Origin of the sequence: Sphingobacterium sp. CZ-UAM (genome assembly GCF_002000245.1) — a bacterium.
In the GTDB taxonomy this organism is placed as follows: Bacteria; Bacteroidota; Bacteroidia; order Sphingobacteriales; family Sphingobacteriaceae; genus Sphingobacterium.
This window is the reverse complement of the sequence record NZ_MTCM01000001.1, coordinates 1,232,759-1,256,187: the sequence shown is the minus strand read 5'-3', so window position 1 is coordinate 1,256,187 and position 23,429 is coordinate 1,232,759. Positions and strand designations below refer to the sequence as shown.

Below are 23,429 nucleotides of genomic sequence, written 5' to 3'. Positions count from 1 at the left end.
CATCGTATCGAGTGAAAATGAAAGTTTCACCTTTTTTCATAAATTTAGAAAATAACAAAAGGCTGTTGTTTAAGGAGCTTAATGCAGTATGATTTTTTTGGTGCCAGATATATCTGATATAGAACAATACTTGAATAACTAAGTGAATTGCTAATTTTTAGAAAAGTATGATGATACAACAAGCATTTGCATATAAGGCAAAGGAAATTTTAGAACCGGACGACAATGTGATTGGTTTGGCAATTGCGGGATCCTGGCTAACAAATGAAATAGATGACTTTTCAGATCTTGATCTAGTTTTGGTAACGAGACAGCGAGTTTCCGACAACAAAAATATTATGCTTGACTACGCAAAAAGATTAGGAAATTTTCTGTCCGGTTTTACCGGAGAGCACGTCGGAGAACCAAGATTATTAATTTGTCTTTATGCCGATCCTCTTTTGCATGTTGATATAAAATTTTTAACAATTGATGAATTTAAAGTCCGTATCGAAAATCCAACACTGCTAATCGATAAAGATAAACAACTGGAAAAAGTAATTTCTCAGACAGTTGAAAAGTTTCCTTATCCAGATTATCAATGGATTGAAGACCGTTTTTGGACCTGGGTACATTATGCGTTGTTGAAAATAGGACGGGGGGAATACTTTGAAGCACACGACTTTATGGCATTTTTACGGGCGGTTGTTTTTGGTCCATTGTTGCATATCAAAAATGACAATTTACCACGGGGTGTTAGAAAAGTCGAATTGGACTTGCCTTCCGCAGATCTCGAAAAACTAAAACTCACTCTCCCCATGTATGATAGGAAATCTTTATTAGATAGTTTGAGAAATGGAGTATTGTTATACAGACAATTGAGGAGAGATCTTTTTGACGATGGAGTTATTATGCATAACGAAACCGACAAGAAAGTAATGTCGTATTTTGAAGAAATCGAAAGGCAGGGATAAGTCTCCTTCCTAATAAGCGAATTATGCTCATAAGTTCAAGATTAATAGAATTATATTCATGAAGTACAAGATCTCAAAGAAAAGAGCCGAATTTTTAAGCGATACATTTTTTGAATACAGTTTTAAAGAAAATGTATTTGATATAAAGTTGCTAGCAGAAATTACCGAACCAATTGAGTTGGACTTTATTGCAAAAAAACACAATTACGATGACGGAAATAATTTGCTACTTTCTATTGTAAACCATCCTTGCTGTGATATTTCGACCGCTAAGATGATCTTACATAGGGCTGATGTAGAGGGATATTTAAAAAAAGGCGAGGGGTCAGGTGATTACAAGTTGGTACACACCATTATTAGCCATATGAATACTGGGTTTTATAAGCATGAAAAATTTTATTATGATCCTAAGAATGACCCTGAAACATTAACCTTTGATGAAGAGGAGTTAAAGAAATTCATTAAAAATGATTCAGTTATATTTGGTAAACCAAAAGGAAAGAAGTGCGAAATATCATTTTCAGATAATTTTCATCGCAGAAATTTGAAGTTTTATGATGGAACTATAACAATTGTTAGCAATTCCGATGGTCTTTGTGTGAAAGCTGCTAATTATAATTTTATTTTTAAAGTTCCTGAAGGAGGTTTTAGAAAAGTAGAGGAAAATACAATAAAGGATTTTATAGCTTGTTATACATTTCCATCAGGCCTAAAAGATCTGTCCGGAGTAAGTGAGAGACAATTGAGAAAGGTCATTATAATGCCAAATCTGGTCATTGAGAATGATGAGATCCTACTTGTTCTATTTCTTTTTAACAGCCGCGCGTTACAGTTAGAAAATGCACTCGCCAATGTTTCGACAATGATGCGCAATGAGTTTTTTTATATTCAGGCTTTTGTTGAAATAGTAGCAGTTGAAGCAGACTTTGAAAAGATCATTCGCATTAAAAAAAACGATGTATGGTTTGCAGTCAGTAAAGTAATGCAGGTCAAAATAAATAATGTAGAAAATTTAAAATTCCTGATATTTATTTTAGTGGAAAAAGGTGGTATCTTATTTTCGTTCTTGGTTATTTCAGATCAGCTTGAAAAGTTGGAAGAAAAGCTGATTAAAGATCTGATACATAATTGTTCATTCGAAACGCCCAGAATGTGAGACAGTCGCATTAAGTGTAAATCAAAAATCCGGAGTTTAGTGAATCGCTAATAACTTTATGTGAGCCGGTAATAAACGTTCGTTGGCGCTTTCCTTAGACATTGTAGTTATTTAGTATTATTTAACATTAATTATAGAAGTATATTAGCTATCTTGTCTTTGCTAATAAATCTATATTATGAGGAAAGTAATCATGCCTTTGCTGTTGACCTTTGTTTTGACTGTTTTTATTTCAGTTTTTACCCATGCGCAACAAGTCAAATCCTATAACGTTGATCAGCAGATTATTAAAAACGGGCTGCCTGCAGGTTGGTTCATGGCGGAATCCCGAGGCTACTCTTTCAACATGGAAAAGCATAGCACGAAGCCCGATAAAACGCAATTAAAAATTAGCAGTATAACCGACAGCAACGGGTATTCGGGTGTCTTGATGCTGAATATTCCTGAAAACCTGGAAGGGAAAGAGATCGCTTTTGAAGGAAAAATCAAGACAGAAAATATAGCTCCTGATGGATTTGCCGGATTATTTCTCCAATTAAAACCCAAAGTTGATATCGAGAATATGGAATCCCTGAAATTGAATGGAACGCATGACTGGGAAACCTTTGGTGTCAGGCTCAAGCTAAAACCAAAGGAAACACGGAGTATTGCCATTGCGACTTATATCATTGGTAAGGGAACAGCCTGGTTCGCTGATCTTAGTCTTAAAATAGATGGTAAGGATTATACTCAGGCGCTGCAATATCCAAGTATTAACAAAGCCGATACCATCTATAATTTTAAGTCACAGTTGAATGAAATACCACTGACAACAGATAATATTACCAAATTAACCCATACGGCCCAGATCTGGGGGATGTTAAAATACTTTCATCCAGCCGTTACTGCAGGAAAATGGGATATGGACACCGAGCTTTTCAAATTCATTCCACACCTTTTAGCCAGTAAGGATCAGTCCACTACCGAACAACTTTTCGATGAATGGATTCATCACTTTGGACCCTTTCAACCAACTGTGAAGCAGCCGGCCATTGCTCAAGAGCAAATTGCAGCATCGGCCAACGATGCATGGATAGAAAAATTACCGTATTCGAACAAGCTCAAAGAAAAACTTACAGTACTGTCCCATGTACTACCGCTAGCACCAAACCGATACGTAAGCTATTATGATGGTGTTGGCAACCCCCAGTTTTATGAATACAATTATAAGACAGTTCCGGTTTCCGACGTAGGTTTTCGGCTTCTAGGTTTATTCCGATACTGGAATGCGATACAATATTTTAACCCTAATCAAAAGCTTTCAACACAGCCATGGGATCAGGTACTGACAGATTTTATACCGCAATTTATCGGAGCGACAACCAAAGTATCGCTGGAGGGAACTTATCTTAAGCTTTTTTCCAAAATCAATGATACCCACGCGTTTTCCTCCTTTACAGATTACTATCATAAAGATATATTTGGCCCACGTGCTGTTGGGTTTAAGGCCCGTTTTATCCAAAATCAGCTGGTGGTCACTGCGCTGTCAGATGATCAGTTCAAAACAGGACAGGAGTTACAGGTCGGCGATATCATTATGGAGATCGCAGGTAAGCCCGTTTCTGCTATGATTGATTCATTGGGACAATACGTCGCTGCGTCTAATGAAAGTGCCCTTAAGCGCGACCTTCCGAGCCGGATGTTAAGGACTGCAGATTCCCTGTTGTTGTTGAAAGTTCAGCGTGAGGGTCGGGAATCGAATGTTTTTATTCCCACACGTGCCATCGAATCCATAAAGGACGCTGCTGAAAAACCCAATCCTGCGATCCGGAAATTGAAAGATGGCATTGTGGTAGTCGATATCGGTGTGTTTAAGGATTCAGATACACAACGGCTAAAAGATAGCCTGCAAGGACAACGTGGGCTTATTTTGGACTATCGTACTTATCCATCAGCGAGCATGCATGATGAACTGCGTGATATAGTCTTTCCATCAGAAAAGGACTTTGTCATCTTTTCGACGAGTAATGGCATGCGTCCCGGAATGTTCAGATACACTGGTCCGGTCAAGGCAGGAACGGTAAATCCGAAAGCTTTTACCGGTAAAGTCGTTGTCCTAGTTAACGAGACCTCCCAGAGCGCATCTGAATTTCAGGTGATGGCATTTCGTACTATACCCGGATCTCAGGTGGTTGGCTCTCAGACCGCGGGTGCGGATGGCAATATCAGTTCGGTTCCACTTCCATTGGGCTATTCCACTGCATTTTCTGGCATAGGGGTTTACTATCCTGATAAAAGCGAAACACAGGGGATAGGCATTGTACCCGATAAGGTTGTATATCCAACAATTGAGGGCATCCGGAAGCATCAGGATGAGGTACTCCAAGCAGGTATTGATCTGATATTGAGACCATAATTTCCCCCTTCAAGTATAGTATATTTTCATTTTTTTCTTTGAAGCGTTAGAACAAAAAAATACTTGTTAATTTTTCGGTTGTAGATGGATTCCAACACTAGTAAATTTGTTTCATAATCATAGGTAATTGTATTATGGAATTAAGTTTTGAGCAAATGTACCAGGCAATACTAGACAAAGATATCAAGTACGAAGGTGTGTTTTTTACTGCCGTGAAGACAACGGGTATTTTTTGTAGGCCGTCTTGTACAGCAAGAAAACCGAAAGCGGAGAATATTGAATTCTTTAGATCGACTAAGGAATGTATCCTTCGAGGATATCGGGCATGTAAGGTATGTCATCCACTTGAAATGTTGAGCGAGACGCCTTCCTATATCAAAAAGATTATCGCTGAGTTATCCGCAGATCCGAGCTTAAAATTTAAAGATTACGATTTGCGCCAGCGTGGTATTGAGCCACATCAGTTGAGACGCTGGTTTTTAAAAAATCACGGTATGACATTTCACGCCTATCAACGAATGTACCGGATAAATTCTGCTTTTAAGAAGATCCAAAACGGCGAATCTGTGACAGACGTCGCTTTTAACTCAGGGTATGAATCACTTAGTGGTTTTGGGGATTCTTTTAAGCATATCTTTGGAGTCTCTCCCAAAAATAGTAAACAACAAAATATAATCGATCTTAAAAGAATAGAAACTCCCTTGGGCACCATGTATGCATGTGCTGTAACTCAAGGAATATGTCTTCTCGAGTTTACGGATCGGAAAATGCTGGAAACAGAATTTAAGAATTTAGCAAAAACACTAAACGCAACGATCGTGCAGGGCGACAATTCCCATTTTCCTTTGCTGGAAAAACAACTGACGGAGTATTTTGAAGGCAATCGGCAAGAATTTACAGTACCACTATATAGTCCTGGAACGGAGTTCCAGAACAGGGTATGGGAAGCGCTTAAAAACATTCCTTATGGCGAAACCAAGACCTATAAGCAACAGGCAATTGCCATAGACAGTGCAGATTCGGTGCGTGCGGTCGCAAACGCGAATGGTTTGAATAAAATTTCGATCTTGATACCCTGTCATCGCGTCGTTGGAACAGACGGAAGCCTGACCGGTTATGGCGGCGGTATCTGGCGTAAAAAATGGCTTTTGGAATTGGAGAGCAAATCCTAGGCACTCCCGTTATCGATCTACAATACTAATCCTTTATTCTTATGAAAACTGTTAACAAGTGGTTTGCACTATGTGTAGTGCTTACTGCACCTCTGCTATATGTAATTGATATCTTTATTATCAATATCGCGATTCCGACGATCAAGACAAATCTACAAGCCACTGATGGTGAAATACAATTGGTTATAGCCTCCTATCTATTGGGCAGTGCCTGCTTTTTGGTGACTGGCGGGCGAGCCGGAGACTTTCTCGGTAAAAAGAGGGTTTTCTTTTGGGGAATGCTGGCATTTACAGTCACATCCTGCATTTGCGGATTATGCCAAAATGCGACACAATTAAATATCGCACGCTTTTTTCAAGGTGTTAGTTCCGCATTTATGGTGACGCAGTCTATTTCATTAATTCAAGTTTTATTCACTGAGAGCAAGGAGAGAGCGGTTGCAATCGGCTGGTATGGGATAACATTGAGCATAGCAGCCATTATTGGACAGGTTTTAGGCGGGTATTTAGCAGAGACACATTTTGTAATAGAAGGGTGGCGTTTAATATTTTTCATTAATTTGCCTGTTGGTATATTGTCTTTATTGGCCATACATTTTTATCTGACCGAAACACCAACATTGGAAAAAGTGAGGTTCGATTACCAAGGAGCTTTGTATTTAACAATCGGATTGGCCTGTATCATCTATGCATTGACCGAAGGTAGAGATAATGGATTTCCTTGGTGGTTTTATACGTTAATATTTTTATCGATCCTTTTTTTGGCGAGCTTTATTGTTATTCAACAAAGAAAACTGAAACGCAATCAAGACCCTTTAATTGATATTTCTTTATTCAAATTAAAAGGTTTTAAAATAGGCTTATATGCAGTACTATTTCATTTTATGCTGCACACTGCTTATTTATTGATTGTTGCAGTTTATCTACAAAGTGGATTGGGCATATCCGCATTGGCCTGCGGTATGTATTTTATTCCCCATGCTATTCTATTTATGATTTCATCGGTCTTTGCTGGAAAACTCCTCCCTCGATATGGTAAGCGTGTTCTACAATTGGGTTTGTCTATCATTTTAGTATCCTTTGTTTTACAGATGATATTCTTTTCGCACAGAGACATTCCATTCCTTTCTATGCTCTTGATAGGTTTGTATGGATTGGGCAACGGTTTAGTTCTTCCGTTTCTGTTAAATGTGGTTTTAGATAATATTGAGGAGAAAGATGCAGGTGCTGCTTCGGGAATATTTTCTACGTTTCAGCAGACAGCTTCCGCATTGGGAATAAGTATCATCGGTGGAATTTTTTATTCGATTTTGGAGCATGAATACTTCAAGAATAATTATCTTTTTGCGCTACAAACAGGGTTGTCGACGGGCATTTTTTTTCTGATCATTGTATGGTATATGTTATCAAAATTACCTTATTCTTATAAATCCGAAAAAGCTGCTTTACATAAACTGGATTAAACCGCTCGAAGTAGCATGTTGGCGGCCGCTCATCACGTGCGGCCCAACCAACCGAACAAAACCTTATCTATTCAAGTTGGGCTCATATCCATTCCATCGCACAGGGCTTGTCAATCTGGGTAGACTATTCGCCCAGTTTCATCTTTACCGCCATGATATGTTTGCAGAGCCCTCTATTCGTCCTATTATTCGTAAACCAGGTACAAGTACATTGCAGATCATTACCTCTACCGACGACAATATAACTTAGGTCAGCACTGCCTTTCACTTCAGCCCTAATACCATTTTTGTCATTCTGCAGGAGCAGCACTGCATCCTCTTCAAACAATTTAATTGCATTTTGCAACCTTGGATTAAAACGTTTTAAGCGTGAAAGTTTAAAGGGAAGCTTTCTGTAAAAATAATTGTTGCTCAATAAATCGTAACCCAATAATCCCATACTGGAAAGTGAAGCCTGCATGGTTTGCATGGTCCCCAACTGAATGTCATGTTCTATGGAAATCAGCGTAGGCTGAAAAACCTCATTGGTTTTAAAATAATTATTGATACCCAATAGCCATTCTTCTGGCAGTTCAACCAGCAGGTTTTCGATATGCTTACTTTCACCGGAAAACCCGCGGTATACGCTCTCCGAAAGTAGAAACAGCATTTGTATGTCCTTGAAGTCAAGTACTACCGCTGTACTTTGCTGATCTTCGTGTTTATAGAAAGAAACACTGTCTATATGCACCAATAGGTTTTCTAGTAGATTGAGCCTGTGAATGCCTCCTATTTTTAAACTATTGTGTTTGGCAGTTGCGGAAAAAGTATAGCTGTTCCCAGACCTAAATAAAAAGTACTCGGGCTTAACCGCTGTTTTAGGTATGGCTTTAAAGAGCTGCAAAGCTTCAATTTTATTCAATTTAAAGGCAAGCTCCATTTGCGATAAGTAAACCTGGACATTTCCCAAGCCCTTAATCCAGCGATCAGGCAAACTCACTTTTTTCTCAGTGCTCTCCGTGCGCGCTGTAATGATCTTCAGCTCATTGGAACCTACGCCAACGATCAATTTATCTGTCCGGCCGACGGTATTAAAAGCGCGGATCGTCATATCGTTAAAATCCACATTGGTACAGCCGGATTGGATAAACTCTCCGTCTATTCCTGTTTGTAGTACATCAATGCGAGCGTAAACACTGTTACAGGATGAAAAAGCCTCAAAATGAAGCTGATTATTCCCGACAGAAACGATTGGATCACGCATATTGATGCGCTGATCCGGGCTGATCGCAAAATGGGAGCTTACTGTTTTACCGAGCGTACTCAAACATTTTGAAGCGACAAATGAATTGATAATATTCCCATGAAAAAAGCAGGGAACTTGATTGTCCTGTTCAATTTCAGAACAATGCGCCAGGATAAAGGATTTATCCCGTCCCCCCGTAGCGATCGTAGAAGCATGTTGATACTGATATTCAAAGTCTACATTCATTTGCGTTTTACTTTATTTAAAAATGCCTGATTTACTTCTTTATTAAGTTGGGCCGAAATCTCTATATAATAAGCGACTAATTTTTTGCTGTTTACAGGGAGATGCTGGCCATCGAGATGTTCCAGGGTCTTCTCCATACATAATAATTGGAAATCCTTGATCTGCTGTGAGACAGATGGACGATCCAAATATTCTATAAACCTATTAACAGGTGCATATCCGCCGGCAAGTAGTCTCCCGATAGCAAGAGCAAGGTAAGAAAGATCCCATTTTCTATCTATCAGTGAAAACTGAACATATTCTACCGCCAGATCCCTTGAAATCTTCTTTTCAAACAATAAACAAACCGCAATATATAGCCAACCGCTACCATGTACTTCGAGGCGATGATCCATCAAAAACTGCATGGGGTAAAGGCCGTGTTCCATTTCTTTTACTTCATTGCCCGAAGCTGTATCTGGGATATACCGGCATAGCAGCGGACCGATGTATTGAGGTGTTAAACTGAGTTGAAAAGCAATGGCCTCCCGAAATGCCGTTGAAAAAGGCGCGGTATTATAAAAGAGTGGGGGATAATATTTGGTTTCTTCGCTTTTAAACCAACTATAATTCCAATTATGTTCCAGCAATATCCTGTGCCAGGTTGAGTATTCGTTTTTGTCAATGATAATTTCGAATGAAATCTCAAAAGGGTTAACGACGGCCGGATAATTTTTGGCCGTTGTATTTTCAAATTCCGGAAATATATGGTCCGACTGTTTGATCCGTGTTACCTGCGTCCAGAGTGCCAATACATCCGCTGTGGGTTTAACCTCGTCTGTAGCTCCTAAATAGTATTGTATTGCAGCAGCGTAATTCCCCTTTAAGGTCTTCACAAGGCGAATGGTCTCTTCATCAGTTTGTTGATATAACAGTCTGTTACAGGCCACGATCAGATCTTCCATTTCAATAGCTACCTTTTTTTGCTCATACTCGAGCAAGCGTTTTACCAGTACTTTAGGGAGCAGATAAAAGGGTAGGTGGCTTGGTGTCGACAGAAATGGTAAGCTATTGTTGCTTGCGAGTTTTTGTCGCATCCAATCCAGCTTATGCTGTGCAAAGGGAATGCTGTCACTTTCATCGCTTGATTTTTCCAGATTATCATCGCCAATCCAATAGTGCATAAACTGGGCGAAAAAGCCCATGTAATCAATATCCCAAAATCGGCTAAACAGCTGCTTGCAATAAGGTTTCAATTGCTTTTTGTAATCTTTGGGGATATCATTCTGCAACTGATTCAGCCCTTCTAAGAAGAGATCAAAATCTAAGGCAGACTTCGTTCTGATGAAATGACCGATCTGAAATAACAGAGCATCCCAAGTTGAAGGGATCGTGACTTGTTCCAGTAGCTCCGCCTCCTCTTCAAATACGGGTTCTGCTACGGATGGAGTCGCCTGACCTAAGCCGAGAATTTCGAGGGTCTTGAGTTTTAAATTACTGCGGTGCGGTTCAACCAGATCCTCCAGTATCTCTGGCTCAGCTTGTTCCACTAAAAGTCGGGCACCTTTTTCCTGTAATTTTGGATCCGTCTGGAGTAACAGCATGGATAGCTCTGCGGAAATGTCAAGCGTGTTATGTTCTTCTTTTTTCAGAATGTATTCGACGATATCCAGGCACTGTAGCAGGGATTTTTCTATTTTCCCCTTTGGGAAAATACTGCTCACATGATCAATAAATCCAATTTCATCAAAACCATCCATTTTATAGATTGTCTTGATCTGTTTGACCGAAAAATTAATAAGGCTTGTATTCGAGGTATTCAGTAGCGAAAACAAGAGCTGTTGCTGCTGCAGATAATCGTATTGTGTAGTATTAAACAAGCTTAACAGTCGGATATGCCAATCTAAGTGTGGTTTCTTCCAGTTATTGAGTAGAGATTCCATTAAATTGGGAATAATAACGCGGTCAAATACATAGCCCTTCTCTTGCATGATCTGTATAACTTCCGTCCAATACTCAGTCACCTTTTTACAGACAAATCCTTCACGGGCTTTCCATTTGGAAATGTCGAGCACAGGAATCTCATATTGGTGGAATCGAAAAAACACCTTGTCGATAGCATCCTGATTTTTCAATAAAAAATTGGCCTCCATTTCTGTATCTCTGTCAAACATCGTTATCGTAAACAAACGAGTAACAAAATAGCTTTCATCAAAAGCGATCCAACCTTGTTCGTAAAATGCCCATAGCACTTTGAAATCGATGCCGCCAAAACGTTCCTTTTGTGAAGCCTTAACGATTTTATGCAGATAGTCGGGCGGGAACAGCTGATAAAAAGCCAGTAAGGGTTCCACACCAATAGTAGGATTGTTCAGGTAGGAGGTTAAAGGACACGAAAGCCATTCTCCTTTTAAGTATTCAATCTTTGCGATATCCTCAAATTGGCGGGTACAGGCGATAAGTGCAAAATTTAGCGTTGCATAAACCCGTTTACGGTTCTCATAAAAATCAAGTCGAGCCGGTACATCTAAGCTGTGGCCATCCTTTTCTAAAATATCGCGGTCAATATCCAGCGAATGCAAGTATTGTATAGTTGCTGCACGTTCATCGGGATTCAGCACTTTACATTGATCTAGCACTTCTACCCAATTTTTGTCTTTGATATACTGTTTGAGTTTATTCATACGGTTAATTAAATATTCAAAAATATCATAAATCTAATGCGCTTCTATAAAAAATATTTTTTTCTTTGCGATATCAGTAAGCATAGCCTGTAATTATTTTATACTAAAAAGCTCTCAAACTATCATAGCTTGGGTTCATCTGGTCGTCGCGGCTATATCCCCTTGCTCGTAAAAAACGGATTTAGAGGGGATTCTATAAATTATGCCGGTTCCTAAAGAACATATTTTGGGAAATGGTGTTTCTTATACAGTCAGTAGATAATCGTTTCTATATTAATCAATTTCTTTATGGCATATAATATCCCCAGTCACCTCAAAGGTCTCAGTCAGGACGAAGTAAATCAGGCTAGGGCAAAATATGGGTATAACCAGTTGGCGGAAAGCCATAAAAGTACATGGCTGGAATTGCTTGTTGGAGTTTTAAAAGAGCCCATGCTGATTTTGCTGATCGTTATTTCACTGATCTATGTGATCGTGGGCGACTATGCTGAAGCGGCTTTTATGTTGCTGGCCATTGTGGCGGTAACAGCGATTTCGTTTTATCAGGACAACCGTAGCAAGAAAGCGCTGGAAGAGCTTGAAAAACTAAATGAGCCGCTGAGTGTGGTCATTCGAGATAGTCAGGTGGTAAAGATTGCTACGCGGGAAATTGTGGTAGGGGATCTCTGTATCACAGAAGAAGGACGCATGATAAATGCTGATGGAATTATAGTACACAGTAATGATTTTTCTGTCAACGAATCATCGCTCACGGGTGAGAGTTTTTCAGTTTTTAAGGATGGTACGACAACCGACAATTTAGTATATAGCGGAACACTAACAGTTTCGGGGCTTGCTGTTTTTCAGGTACAAAAGATAGGCAAAGAAACACGCGTCGGCAAGATCGGCGAATCCATGCGGACGATAAAAGAAGAGATTTCACCTTTGCAGATTCAGATTCGGAAATTTGTTAAAGCAATGGCAATTATCGGAATTGTTATTTTCCTGCTGGTGTGCCTGTTCAGTTATATCGATACCCACAATATTGTGGAGAGCTTGCTCAGTGGACTGACACTGGCGATGTCAGTGTTGCCTGAAGAAATTCCTGTTGCATTTACAACATTTATGGCGCTTGGTGCCTGGAAGCTCATGCGCGAAGGAATTATTATAAAAAGGAGCAGTATTGTTGAGACTTTAGGAAGTACGACAGTAATCTGTACAGACAAAACAGGCACTATTACGGCCAACATCATGCAATTAAAACACCTATATGATTATCGTTCCGATAACATTTATGCTGAAGGTGAATTTGATGACAGCGCGCTTAATGAACTCATCGACTATGCGATGTGGAGCAGTGAACCTGTGCCTTTTGATCCCATGGAAATCACGTTACATAAGATCTACGAAGAAACACAAAAAAATGATCTGAGAAGGGCTTATCAGCTTTTTCATGAATATCCTCTTGCGGGTAGACCGCCAATGATGACACATCTTTTTGAAAATAGTGAAAAGGAGCGGATTATTGCGGCCAAAGGCGCTCCCGAGGCGATAATTAGCGTTTCCCAGCTATCCGATGTAGACAAAGATAAGATAAGGGGGGTGATTAAAACATTTGCTCAGCAGGGATATCGGATTCTTGGTGTCGCCAAATCACATTTTGAAGAAAATGAGTTTCCAGTAAAACAACAGGATTTTAAATTTGAGTTTTTAGGGCTTACTGTCTTCTATGATCCGCCTAAGCAGGGCATAAGGGAGGTCTTTCAGCAGATCTATGCTGCGGGCATTAAAGTAAAGGTGATTACCGGCGATAATGCTGAGACGACAAAAGCGATCGCTTTGCAGGCAGGAATTGTCAATACTTCTCCGGCTGTAAATGGCAGTGAAATCGTTGGGAATACCGAAGATGAAATTATGACTATCGCTCAACGGGCAACGTTATTCACCCGAATGTTTCCCGACGTAAAACTTGCCGTGGTCAATGCGCTGAAAAAAAGTGGTGAGGTTGTGGCCATGCTCGGAGATGGGGTAAATGACGGACCCGCATTGAAAGCAGCGCATATCGGTGTGGCCATGGGAAATAAGGGAACCGAGATCGCCAAATCAGCGGCAGCATTAGTCATCACCAACGATGATCTGCAGAAGCTTATCGTCAGCATCGCTGCTGGCCGCCGCATTTATTCCAATATCAAAAAGGCTGTGCAATATATTATTTCCATTCATATTCCCATTATTTTGACTGTATCCTTGCCCTTATTTTTGGGATGGATCTATCCGCAGATATTTAGCCCTGTCCATGTGATCTTTCTGGAACTGGTCATGGGGCCTACCTGTTCTATTGTATATGAGAATGAACCTATTGAAAAAAACACGATGAAACAGCCACCAAGGGCGATGGGAAAGACGTTTTTAAGCATCAACGAACTGGGGATAAGCATCATTCAGGGAATAGCGATCACAGTCGGAATCTTGTTTAGCTATCAGTTTACTGCCCAGCATGGCGGAAGCGAAGAAAAGACAAGGGCGATGGTATTCTGTACTTTGATCTTTGCGAATATACTGTTGAGCTATGCCAACCGCTCTTTCTATTATAGCATAGTCGAAAGCTTTAAGAATCGTAATTTTCTACTGCTAGGAATCTCTTGTGCTGTGCTTATCCTACTATTTGTCATATTATATTGCAGACCTGTCGCCTCTTTCTTTGAGGTCACAGCCCTTAGCGTATCTGAATTGACTATAGCACTCGCTGTTGCTGCTGCATCTGTACTCTGGTTTGAAATCTACAAGCTTATTAGGAGAATATAGATACGAATTTTTTGCTGCCAAAGTGTTAGGGAAATCGAGTAAAAGAAAATCTATCATATTGGTTTAAAATTAATCGGTACACTTTCCTGAATGAAAACATAACCATTAAAGTCTTTCCTTGATGTTACTGATTTGCTAAAAGCAAAAAATTGATCGTATCTAAAATTCCTTTATCTTATTTTGCTTCAAATTTTTGTGATGCTACCACTTCGCCATTTGGAATGTAGTACATCATCCGTATCGGTACAGGGCCTTTACGAATGGTGATAGGTACATATATTTTGACAGAGTTGTTATTGTATGATATTACTTTTGCAGGTACATCACCTACGAAAACATTCACCATACTGTACATATTTGCAAATCCTTTGCCTGTTATCGTCACGATATCTCCAGCATATCCGCTAGTCGGCGAAAAGCTATCGATCCGAATACCGGGTACATCAATTGTTTCACCTTCATCAGGATAAACAGGGTAGTAGTCGCCGCCACCAATGCCAACTTGAAACCTTTCTTTCCCAAAGTTGGCATTCCATAGTTTAAATTTTAACATGGAATTCTTTGCAGCCCCACTAAAGATCTCATAGTCATTTATCTTAATAACGTAATTACAATTATCTAAAAAATTTCCTTTTAACGTGACCTCATCCCCGATATAGTAAGGAACTTTATTTTGTATCTCATATTTTAACTTCTTAATTTCTATTGGCTTTTTGAGTACAATATTGCCATATTGTGGCGTATTTATAGTCACTTTGTAACTACCGTCAGTCAATTGGGGCATTTGAAAATGCATACTGTCCGGACCATAATAAACAGGTCCGGAAGAAAGACTATCACCTACAAAGATTTTCATGTTGTAATAATCCGATCCAAAATACCGTAATAAATTGGTGAATCGCATGGTATTCATCTGCCTTGGATGCGCAACAATATCTGTCGTTTCAAAGATGTCTTGATTGGGGCGGATCAGCTCAAGCTTTTGTTTGACAATAATTGTATCCACGCCATTGTAATACCCCAAACGGATAGACTGCTGGGTGATATTAAGCCCAGAAAGATTAATTTTGTCATTGTCATTGAAATAGGATAGAATGCTGTTGCCAACGATAAGGTTAAAATTCGAAACACTCCAACTGAGGCCATAACTTTTGATAGGAATATCATCACCAAAATAATGTGGACCATTCGCGTTGAATTCCACCTTCCCAAGCAGTTTGATATTGGCCAGACTTTGTTCTCTTCCAAAATTGGAGTTCTGCCCATTGATAGACTTACTGAGGAGAATTGTCATGGTCTGGCCATGGTTCCCCAGATCTTTGGGAATCAAAATGTCCATAAACTCCTTGTCCCGTTTTACTATGCTGAGTTCTCTTTGCGGATACATGTTGCTTACCTTTACTATAGTGTAGTTGTTCAGCTGCTCAAATTTTCCGGTTAGATGGAGTGTGTCACCCAAAGTGATCGGCAATACACTTTGCTGATCTACCCAAAAGTCCTTAACCATAAAAGATATGGATTTACTTTGGTATAACTGTTTTTCGGTCTGTATATAGTAATAGTAGGAATAATAAGCATCGGGCTCAAAAACCGATTTTGATTTATACTCGAGGTTAATTGGCCCAGCTTTTACAGTCTTTCCAAGCGATACCTTTTCGGGATTACTGTTGTTTACTCCCATGATCATAAAACCATGGTCCAAGACGACTTCATCATTGAGATACTGAACCTCGGCATTTAGGGTCACTATTGAAGCCGTAACATTTCCTGCTGGAAGCGCTTCTATCTGTAGCGGTTTGGTATCCGGGATAATTTCCTCTTTGGTACTACAACCCGTCCATACAAAGCCCATCACTGTAATGAGAAAGATTTGAAAGAGAGAATATACATTAATTTTTTTCATATAGTTACAGGATTTCAATGTATTGGTTGGTAGCAAAATCTTTATTATTGTAATTGAACCTCAGCATTAATTTATACTTCCCTGGCAGGACGGTGTAGGGAATGGGGATCTGGATTGTTTCCCCATTTATATGTGAAGGAAAGAATGCATAGTTGTTTAAGAAAACCATATCGACATCGTTCAGCCCTTTTCCTGTAATTGTTATATTTTGACCTACAGATACTGTTTTGGGGCTGACATCCGTAAACTGCGGATCCAATATTTTTATGTCCTGTTCTGGAGCATCTTCCAATTTTAATTTGTAGTCACCGGCTGGGATACGAGGGATCTTAATATCGATCTCCGTAGCCGATTTAGCTTCAAAGATTTCTGACGATTGACCAATGGAGAGTACATACCCTTGTCCGGGTATAAATGCTCCCGTCAATGTCATTTGATCGAGATGATATACTTCTTTCCGGGGTAAGGGATTGAGGGCGAATTTTTTTAACACAATCATCATATCGCTTTTGACGGAGTACATTGGCGATATGAACTCCAAAGGATATTGACCTTCGGAGATACCTTTTAAATCAAAAATTAGACTCTGCCCCCCAAAGCGAGCATTAGTAATTTTGTGCGTTCCCACCCGGATCTCAGGAAGCACAGTCCCGTAATACTTATAAAAATCAAAATCATGGATGATAATAATTCCAGTGGAATGATATCCATTTGGTTCAAACTTCAGATGTGACAGGGAAGGTGCTTTAAATTGTATGGCGTCTTCAAACTCTACTACTTCATTTCCATAATCAATTGCCCATTTGATGGTATTACCTTTGAAGGGACCAAAATCGGCAAATGCAAGTCCGGATCTGTAGTCAATTGATTTGCCATTCATCAGTACTTTCAATGAGCCTTCGACAGCGTTTTCGATACCAAGCCCAGAGATCGGCAGTGCATCGGTATAGTAAAAGGTATTGGATGCTGGTTTATTTACGCTTCCGAGTAGACCCACCGTTAATAACTTTCGTCTGTATTGGTTAAGGCCATTTTCCTTTTTATGAAGCAGATAGATTTCCAGCGAGTCACCATGATTTTTATTTCGAGCGGGGACTATAAAGGAAAGCTCCGATTTATTTTGTCCGATTTCGAACGTTGCAGTTTCATTGGACTCCGCACCAAAACTGACGAGATAACTGCCGTTCAATTGTGCAAAATCCCCCTTTATCGTCGCCTTTTGACCAATCTTTGCATAGCGTATATTATCTTCATTAATATGGATGAGATCTACAGCAAAAGTAATTCTTTCGCCTTTATAGAAGGCCTTTTTTGTTTTTATATAAAAGCTAAATCCATAGGTCTGACCAACTACAAAGCTGGTCTTCGCTTTGTAAGTATAGGCGACCTTTCCTACTTTGGCGGCATCTTTCCCCATACTGATCTCAATCGGGTTTTGAGGATCCTTACTGAGGTCGTAGAGCATAAAACCCATATCCAAGATCTCCTCTTTGTTAAGGCTGCTGATATTTCCTATAAATTGGATTCCACTCTCCGAGATTATCTTGGCTTCCAATGTCTCAAGTTCGATCGCTACCAGATTACTATTGTCAATCGTTTTTGTTTTTTCACAGGATGCCAAAGTCAGGGCAATAAGAAAGCAACAATAGCGTAAGATGTTCTTGTGAGTTATCTGCTTAATAGAGTTCAAAATAATCATCGCTCTGGTATAGTTTTTCGTTCATATAATAATTGATACGTACTTTCCCGGTCCCATTTATTCTTGGGATCGAAAAAGTGACCTTATTGTTGTTGATGATCACAGGTCGTAAATCTTGGTCACCCAGCATAAATTTGCTGGCGTAGGCTATTCCTTTTCCTTCAATTGTCAGGATATCGCCAGACATTCCGCGTTTGGGATAAAAGTTATCGAAAGTAAATCCCTTGGACGTGAAATTTAACGTCTTATCAATGATTACATATTCATTATAGCTCTTGGGATAACCAAGTTTGATCGCTTTCACTTGATCAAACCAGTTGGTAATCTGAAATTTCAGTTCATTATTTTGAGCGATACCATCACCAATACTTTTTCCATCTTGGTCAAATACGATATATGGTTTACCCGAAATAAAATTTCCTTGAGCGGTTACAGTCTCTCCCCAAAAACCGCCTGAACGGTCCAATGTTGTCCAAGCCAGTTCCTGAACTTTTATTTTTTGTGGGTACTTATACGTATAGAAACGACTTTTTATGACCAGTTCCTGCTCTCCGGTAGGCACCTGTGAAGCTGCCATACTGAGTAGATAGGTCCTGTAATCATAACCACCTGTAATGGGCTTTCCTCCCAGGGTTATTTCCATATCTGGGAAAAACCAAGCCATATTTCTTGATTCCAGTGAAAATTCCCCGCTCGGGTGTAATGTTGTTTGAGCCATGTTGGCGTCCATTTCAGCAACTGGGACCAGTTCCAGCGGTTCCTTAAAATATACCGTATCTTTTGCGTTGCAATAGCCGATCCGAAAACTGGTTCCCTTTAATGTCTTATGGTCAGAGAGTATGATGAAAGATGAAAATGGGAGGACAAGATCATTGATCAAAATTTTGATTCGACTATCATTTTCATGCAGCCTTCCGAGGTTGGTAGACGACATGAGAATAATATCAGACGGATAGTATCGTTTTTTTGCCAATGGATCTAGCTTAGGCAAAAACTCAATCGCTAACACTTTTTGTTGGTACACATTAGGGTTTTCTCCTTTGCGTACTAGGGATATTTCGATTTCAGTACCTCTATTTAGATTGAGCGATGGGCCTATCTCGAAATGCAACGATTTTTTATCCTCGCTTTTTACATATGGTATGTCAAAAAGCTCAAATGCGCCGGAAGCCTTCAATCTATAATCGGAATCCAATCCTTCAAAATTACCCGTCACCGTAATTGTTTCTTTACCGTAAGCATATTTTTTAGGCTGGCTGTCAAAAGCTATATTATTTAGTGTAAAGCTGCGTTCTGGTCCTTTGTAAAATGCATTGTTGGTTTTTATATAAAAATAATAGTTATAATTGATCCGCTGTTCGAATTTTTCAGTAGGCTTCAGCAGTAAAGATGTTTCCCCAATTTGGACATTCTTACCTATACTATAATTTTTTTCGGCAGATTTTTTGCCATTGGCTTCCACTGTGGTTACCATAAAGCCAGCATCCAAAATGGTTTCTTTATTTAAGCTCTTTACTGTGGCGAGCAGGGTGACCTGATTAGCCGTGATGCCGGAGAATGAGCCAGTTTCAATCACAATTGGCTCCTGAATGATTGCTTCTTCGTTGGGCAACGGTTCCTTGTCGCCACAAGCAGATAGCGTGCATATGATCATACTTATAATCAGTGCATATAGATGTTTCATGTCTACTAATATTTTAGCTCGAAAAACTGTTCAGAAGTGAACCATTCTCCATTTTGAAAAATTGATATTTTATATTTTCCTGGTAGGATATACATGGGCATGTAAAGATAGGCGTTTCCATAATCATCAATCGATGGGAACAGGACGTTCTCGCCGATGTGGACTGTCGCACCTCTTAGCCCTTGTCCTTGTAAGGAGATTTTAGTACTATAATTGCCGCTTAATGGCGAAATCCCAGTAAAAGTTGTAGACTTTATCGCAACTTTAAGATCGGTATCTATCCAGGTTGGGGGATTCCAGTCACTGCTGTATCCGATTTTTACGATTTGGAATTCCTTTGTATTTGAAACAGCATACACCTCAAGACTTCCATTGCGTGCAATGTTATCGTAGGTATATCCATTTTTTTCTACTACAGTATATCGTTGACCTTCCATAAAGTTGCCGAAAACTTTTATCAAGGCCATTGGTTCCACTGGCCCCGTACTTATCCCAGTAGGTTTAAGTTTTTCAACACGGAGTTTTTGCGTGCTTGTGTAGTTATATAAGTCCGTAAGAATTTCAATAGGATAGCTGCCTTCTGCAACGTTTCCTATTGTCAGATTGTCGTCCTGGCCCCATAGTATTTGCAGCTGTGCTATTTTACCTGCAAGATTGACCTTTGACTTATCCCAACTCAAGGGCAAATATTGATCTAAATTTGCTGCATCCACACGGAGGGTACTTCCAGGGTGGGCAAATGTGTTGTAGAACTGGAATGCCGATTCAGACGGGATATTCAGTTTTATTTTTTTCGGAAAGATAATCGTGTCGGCACCATTAAAGTAACCTATTCTAAATTCTTTTCCCCTTTGTCCGCTCAGTAAATCACTTAAATGATATTCCACACTGTAGGGAAGCACTTTATTGCCAATAATGATTTGGAATGGAGCATCGGTATTCGAACTTAATCCCTGGCCATAAAAGCGGATAATATCGCTGTAGTTAAATTCATAGGTTTCGGGGGGAGATAATGTTCCGATGACAGAAACTTTTGCCAGGAAGGACGACATAAACCTGTTGTCCGCCAAAATAAAATCAATTTCATTACCATGCTTCAAGTTATGTGGTACAGCGAATGAAATACTTGTTTTGTTGGCATTCAGCGTATAGGGAACAGGATCAGCAGCAATAGAACTCTGAGAACGCATATAGATACGAAAGGTATCGTCAATTTTGGCAAAGTCGCCAGTTACAGTCAGTTGCTGTCCGATAGTCACTTTGCTATCTGCCAGCGCTTTTACTTTGATGGGTGTGGGGAGAAATTCAGTTGTATTGGCCCAATATTTTTTATCTTTTGTTTGCACATAATATTGAAGGCGAAAAGCTTGGCCACTAGGAGGAATAGTCAGGTTTTTTATCAATAAGCTATTGTTACCGGCTACGGCCTGGTCTATTATTTTTAGCCAAGTCGTGTCAGCAGCGCCTAAGCCCTTGGAAGTTATCAGCATAAAACCGTGTTCCGTAATTTTTTCACTGTTAAGTGCCAGTATACGTCCCAATAATTTGGTCCCCTGAGACCCCAAGCTCTCTGGTACAAGCGTTTCCAGCTCGATCCCTTTTTGTATCACTTCAACTTCGGGTTCAGTATTCGATTTTTTACAAGAAATTAATAGACAAATAGCGGCTATTATGGCAATAATTCTTTTCATCAATAAGTTAATTTGAACAAAAGTAAATAATTTTATGAATTTTCATATGAGGAAAGCTTAAAAACGCGGTTGATCTCCAAAGATTCATTTTCCAGCACATGGATATGTAAGTTACTTGCTGCATCTTTGGTTTTATATAATGTTTTCGGGTAGGTTCCCTTATAATACTCATGATTGCCCAGCACATAAATGATCGGTATATCCCAATAAAGTGATTTGAGTCAGTTGATCCCTTTAACTCCCAGATCAGTATCTCCAATCATTACAAATACATCTGCTATATTTAGATTGATATCGTTGTATCCAAATTCTCTATGTAGGTCGCTAACGATGTGGATTTTCATCTTTGTCTTTTTGTATCAATATCTTACTTTAAGTCACCATTACTGAATAATAGGGGGTACGTATATCCGCATTTTACGGCACGACCATTTTGATATCCCGGTTTCCATGGACTTGATTTTCTAATTAATTCAATTAATGCTTCACCAGTATGATATCCAATATCTTTGGTGATCTGAAAACCACTGAGCTGTCCATCTTTCTCAATCGTAAAATTGATAATCAGTCTGCCGCTTACTTTTGCCTTCTTGGCAGCCGTCGGCACTTTATAGTTACTGATAATCCAATTTTTGAATCCATTTGGGCCGCCTGGGGGCTCAGGAAGTACCTCGTTCATTTCTGGAAGAGTATCGATGGCTATGTTTATATTTATTCCTTTCGATTTTGCTCGTTTCTTTTTAAGGAAATCCTTTGAGTAGATAACAATGAGATCATTCGGATTACAACCAATCTGCCCATCGTTTTTTATGTAATCAAAAGAAACAATCTCGTTTTTAATGTAAGCCAGTTTTTGATTGAGTTTATCTTTTTCATTTACCGAATATCCTATCGCATCAATGACAAAATTAGTCTTTGGGTCAGCGTGCAAGAAGTCAATCAATGATTGATGATTGATTAAAACAGCGTTACTACGCATGGAATCCAAAATATCGGATTGACCAAAAACTTGCGATAACAGGCCTATTGACAAAATACATATCAATGCTAACTTACGAACCCAGGAAATTCCCATTGTATTAATATATAACTCAGTAGCTAATTTACATATCGATTTTGTATCCGAACATGGCTATTAAAATGATTTTCTTTGTAAAAGGAACTTTTTCCGCTCGCTTGGATTCCACAATAAATAATCAATTCCATCAAATAAAAAATAAATTTCTTCCATTATGAAACATAAGTAATAGCCCTTTTTAGTGGTCATCTTTTAAATTTCTAAGGAATATGGCAAATAAGTTGCTGAATTTACAAAAGAGACTTTAAATGACAAAATATATCACTCAATAGCGATAAGTTCCATATCTATTTAGTATCTTGATTACAAATGATTATCCAAGCTTGTAGGCAGCTATGTGATAAGATGATGCTGTATTGGTTGTTAATTCAATTTAAGAACCATCCTAAAAGCTATCAAGCTCTACATATTTAAAGGCTGCTGAAAATTAAAGATACACAACGTTGAAAATAGATTACGAACAGTTTGCCGATAAAAAATGTCGGGAACTTATGCAGATTCAGGAGAGGTTTATGGAACAATTGAGCATCAGCAGCTATCAGCATTGGTATTATGATGCTGACCTTGCTCTCTTGCGGCTATACAATGACGATACAGATCAATTATATCTAAAATATATTCCCATTGGCACCTTTTCCCTTACATCAGAAACATGGATGTGGAGTTGGTTCAATGACCATAGTTTCGAGCCCAATAAGGACAGTACACTTGCTGTTATGGAATTTGGCCTCGAAAACGATTATCCAAAATTGACAGCGGGTACCTTCTCGGCTGATAAATTCGATTGTTGGGAGTTTACGGCGATATCATTAGCTACTTTGGGGGGGATAGGAGTATATAGAGCTCCCTCCGAAAAACTTCAAAGCTATCTTCTCATTACCGCTGTTTTGGAAGAAAATTCTCAGGAAGTTATCCATTTCAATCAGGCAAAAGTTGAATGCAAAATCCATGGGCGGTCGAGACCAGCATTTTTTTGTCAGCACCTTAACTTGGAGCATCCGAAGGGATTTGAAGAGGCTTTTGAAACATATAAAGGGATGGAACTTGGTGAAGATGACGATTTTCAAGCATGGTGTGACGAATGTGAAAAGGTCAGGATCAGAAATAATGGTTGGAACGAATACGCTGAAGAATTTGCAAAGATCAAACTGGTCTGTGAGTATTGCTACTTTGAACTAAAAAGCTTTAATTGCCATTAATCAGATATAGATATAATTATGTACAGTAAATTGTTTGATAAAAAGGAATTTACCGTTAATATAATGTTTGCTGATCCAAAATGCGGAAAAGAGATGATTGATGCTTGGAAAAATTCTA

General features: G+C 39.2%; 14 protein-coding genes. 7 read left to right on the top strand and 7 right to left on the bottom strand.

The annotated features are described in order from the left end of the window. Positions 1-167 precede the first annotated feature (167 nt). The 5 genes from BWD42_RS05425 to BWD42_RS05405 all read left to right on the top strand — a co-directional run bounded on the left by BWD42_RS05425 (position 168) and on the right by BWD42_RS05405 (position 7,139). A complete protein-coding gene (locus BWD42_RS05425; protein ID WP_217699998.1) occupies positions 168-953 on the top strand; it encodes a hypothetical protein in 786 nt (261 codons plus the stop codon). Between the two features lie 58 nt (positions 954-1,011). Then, a complete protein-coding gene (locus tag BWD42_RS05420; RefSeq protein ID WP_077433890.1) occupies positions 1,012-2,109 on the top strand; it encodes a DUF4274 domain-containing protein in 1,098 nt (365 codons plus the stop codon). Between the two features lie 178 nt (positions 2,110-2,287). After that, positions 2,288-4,504 carry a S41 family peptidase gene (locus BWD42_RS05415; protein WP_077433888.1) on the top strand — a complete coding sequence of 739 codons (2,217 nt, stop codon included), beginning with the start codon at positions 2,288-2,290 and terminating at the stop codon, positions 4,502-4,504. A gap of 134 nt (positions 4,505-4,638) precedes the next feature. Then, positions 4,639-5,676, top strand: a complete 1,038-nt coding sequence (locus BWD42_RS05410) for a bifunctional transcriptional activator/DNA repair enzyme AdaA (protein ID WP_077433886.1) — start codon at positions 4,639-4,641, stop codon at positions 5,674-5,676. Positions 5,677-5,717: 41 nt separating this feature from the next. After that, the gene (locus BWD42_RS05405; protein ID WP_077433884.1) at positions 5,718-7,139 is read left to right on the top strand and encodes an MFS transporter; all 1,422 of its coding nucleotides are present in this window, start codon (positions 5,718-5,720) and stop codon (positions 7,137-7,139) included. A 124-nt stretch (positions 7,140-7,263) separates the two neighbouring features. On the opposite strand, the gene BWD42_RS05400 is transcribed toward BWD42_RS05405, so the two are convergent. After that, positions 7,264-8,610 (bottom strand): SWIM zinc finger domain-containing protein, encoded by a 1,347-nt coding sequence (locus BWD42_RS05400; protein ID WP_077433882.1) that lies wholly within the window; start codon positions 8,608-8,610, stop codon positions 7,264-7,266. Beyond that, the gene (locus BWD42_RS05395) at positions 8,607-11,273 is read right to left on the bottom strand and encodes a DUF6493 family protein (RefSeq protein ID WP_077433880.1); all 2,667 of its coding nucleotides are present in this window, start codon (positions 11,271-11,273) and stop codon (positions 8,607-8,609) included. Before BWD42_RS05395 ends, BWD42_RS05400 begins: the two co-directional genes overlap by 4 nt. 288 nt (positions 11,274-11,561) lie before the next feature. On the opposite strand from BWD42_RS05395, the gene BWD42_RS05390 reads away from it, so the two are divergent. Then, positions 11,562-14,057 (top strand): cation-translocating P-type ATPase, encoded by a 2,496-nt coding sequence (locus BWD42_RS05390; RefSeq protein WP_077433878.1) that lies wholly within the window; start codon positions 11,562-11,564, stop codon positions 14,055-14,057. 175 nt (positions 14,058-14,232) lie between these two features. On the opposite strand, the gene BWD42_RS05385 is transcribed toward BWD42_RS05390, so the two are convergent. The 5 genes from BWD42_RS05385 to BWD42_RS05365 all read right to left on the bottom strand — a co-directional run bounded on the left by BWD42_RS05385 (position 14,233) and on the right by BWD42_RS05365 (position 22,109). After that, a complete protein-coding gene (locus BWD42_RS05385; RefSeq protein WP_077433876.1) occupies positions 14,233-15,960 on the bottom strand; it encodes an IPT/TIG domain-containing protein in 1,728 nt (575 codons plus the stop codon). 4 nt (positions 15,961-15,964) lie between these two features. Next, positions 15,965-17,659 carry an IPT/TIG domain-containing protein gene (locus BWD42_RS05380; protein WP_077433874.1) on the bottom strand — a complete coding sequence of 565 codons (1,695 nt, stop codon included), beginning with the start codon at positions 17,657-17,659 and terminating at the stop codon, positions 15,965-15,967. Next, entirely contained in the window at positions 17,637-19,343 is a 1,707-nt protein-coding gene (locus BWD42_RS05375) for a hypothetical protein (protein ID WP_077433872.1), read from the bottom strand. The genes BWD42_RS05380 and BWD42_RS05375 overlap by 23 nt, the downstream gene beginning before the upstream one ends. A gap of 5 nt (positions 19,344-19,348) precedes the next feature. Beyond that, positions 19,349-21,034 (bottom strand): hypothetical protein, encoded by a 1,686-nt coding sequence (locus tag BWD42_RS05370; RefSeq protein ID WP_077433870.1) that lies wholly within the window; start codon positions 21,032-21,034, stop codon positions 19,349-19,351. 367 nt (positions 21,035-21,401) lie between these two features. Further along, positions 21,402-22,109 (bottom strand): energy transducer TonB, encoded by a 708-nt coding sequence (locus BWD42_RS05365; protein WP_077433868.1) that lies wholly within the window; start codon positions 22,107-22,109, stop codon positions 21,402-21,404. A gap of 446 nt (positions 22,110-22,555) precedes the next feature. Here BWD42_RS05365 and BWD42_RS05355 point away from each other — a divergent pair, with 446 nt between their 5' ends. Continuing rightward, positions 22,556-23,311: a DUF6882 domain-containing protein gene (locus BWD42_RS05355; protein WP_217699997.1), complete on the top strand. Its 756-nt coding sequence runs from the start codon at positions 22,556-22,558 to the stop codon at positions 23,309-23,311. Positions 23,312-23,429: the final 118 nt, after the last annotated feature.

What these genes read in the sequence shown, in the direction of transcription:
- BWD42_RS05425 (WP_217699998.1), top strand. Translation starts at nt 168, where the DNA reads ATGATGATACAACAAGCATTTGCATATAAGGCAAAGGAAATTTTAGAA.
- BWD42_RS05370 (WP_077433870.1), bottom strand. Translation starts at nt 21,034, where the DNA reads ATGAAAAGAATTATTGCCATAATAGCCGCTATTTGTCTATTAATTTCT.
- BWD42_RS05375 (WP_077433872.1), bottom strand. Translation starts at nt 19,343, where the DNA reads ATGAAACATCTATATGCACTGATTATAAGTATGATCATATGCACGCTA.
- BWD42_RS05405 (WP_077433884.1), top strand. Translation starts at nt 5,718, where the DNA reads ATGAAAACTGTTAACAAGTGGTTTGCACTATGTGTAGTGCTTACTGCA.
- BWD42_RS05420 (WP_077433890.1), top strand. Translation starts at nt 1,012, where the DNA reads ATGAAGTACAAGATCTCAAAGAAAAGAGCCGAATTTTTAAGCGATACA.
- BWD42_RS05385 (WP_077433876.1), bottom strand. Translation starts at nt 15,960, where the DNA reads ATGAAAAAAATTAATGTATATTCTCTCTTTCAAATCTTTCTCATTACA.
- BWD42_RS05380 (WP_077433874.1), bottom strand. Translation starts at nt 17,659, where the DNA reads ATGATTATTTTGAACTCTATTAAGCAGATAACTCACAAGAACATCTTA.
- BWD42_RS05410 (WP_077433886.1), top strand. Translation starts at nt 4,639, where the DNA reads ATGGAATTAAGTTTTGAGCAAATGTACCAGGCAATACTAGACAAAGAT.
- BWD42_RS05415 (WP_077433888.1), top strand. Translation starts at nt 2,288, where the DNA reads ATGAGGAAAGTAATCATGCCTTTGCTGTTGACCTTTGTTTTGACTGTT.
- BWD42_RS05390 (WP_077433878.1), top strand. Translation starts at nt 11,562, where the DNA reads ATGGCATATAATATCCCCAGTCACCTCAAAGGTCTCAGTCAGGACGAA.
- BWD42_RS05365 (WP_077433868.1), bottom strand. Translation starts at nt 22,109, where the DNA reads ATGGGAATTTCCTGGGTTCGTAAGTTAGCATTGATATGTATTTTGTCA.
- BWD42_RS05395 (WP_077433880.1), bottom strand. Translation starts at nt 11,273, where the DNA reads ATGAATAAACTCAAACAGTATATCAAAGACAAAAATTGGGTAGAAGTG.
- BWD42_RS05400 (WP_077433882.1), bottom strand. Translation starts at nt 8,610, where the DNA reads ATGAATGTAGACTTTGAATATCAGTATCAACATGCTTCTACGATCGCT.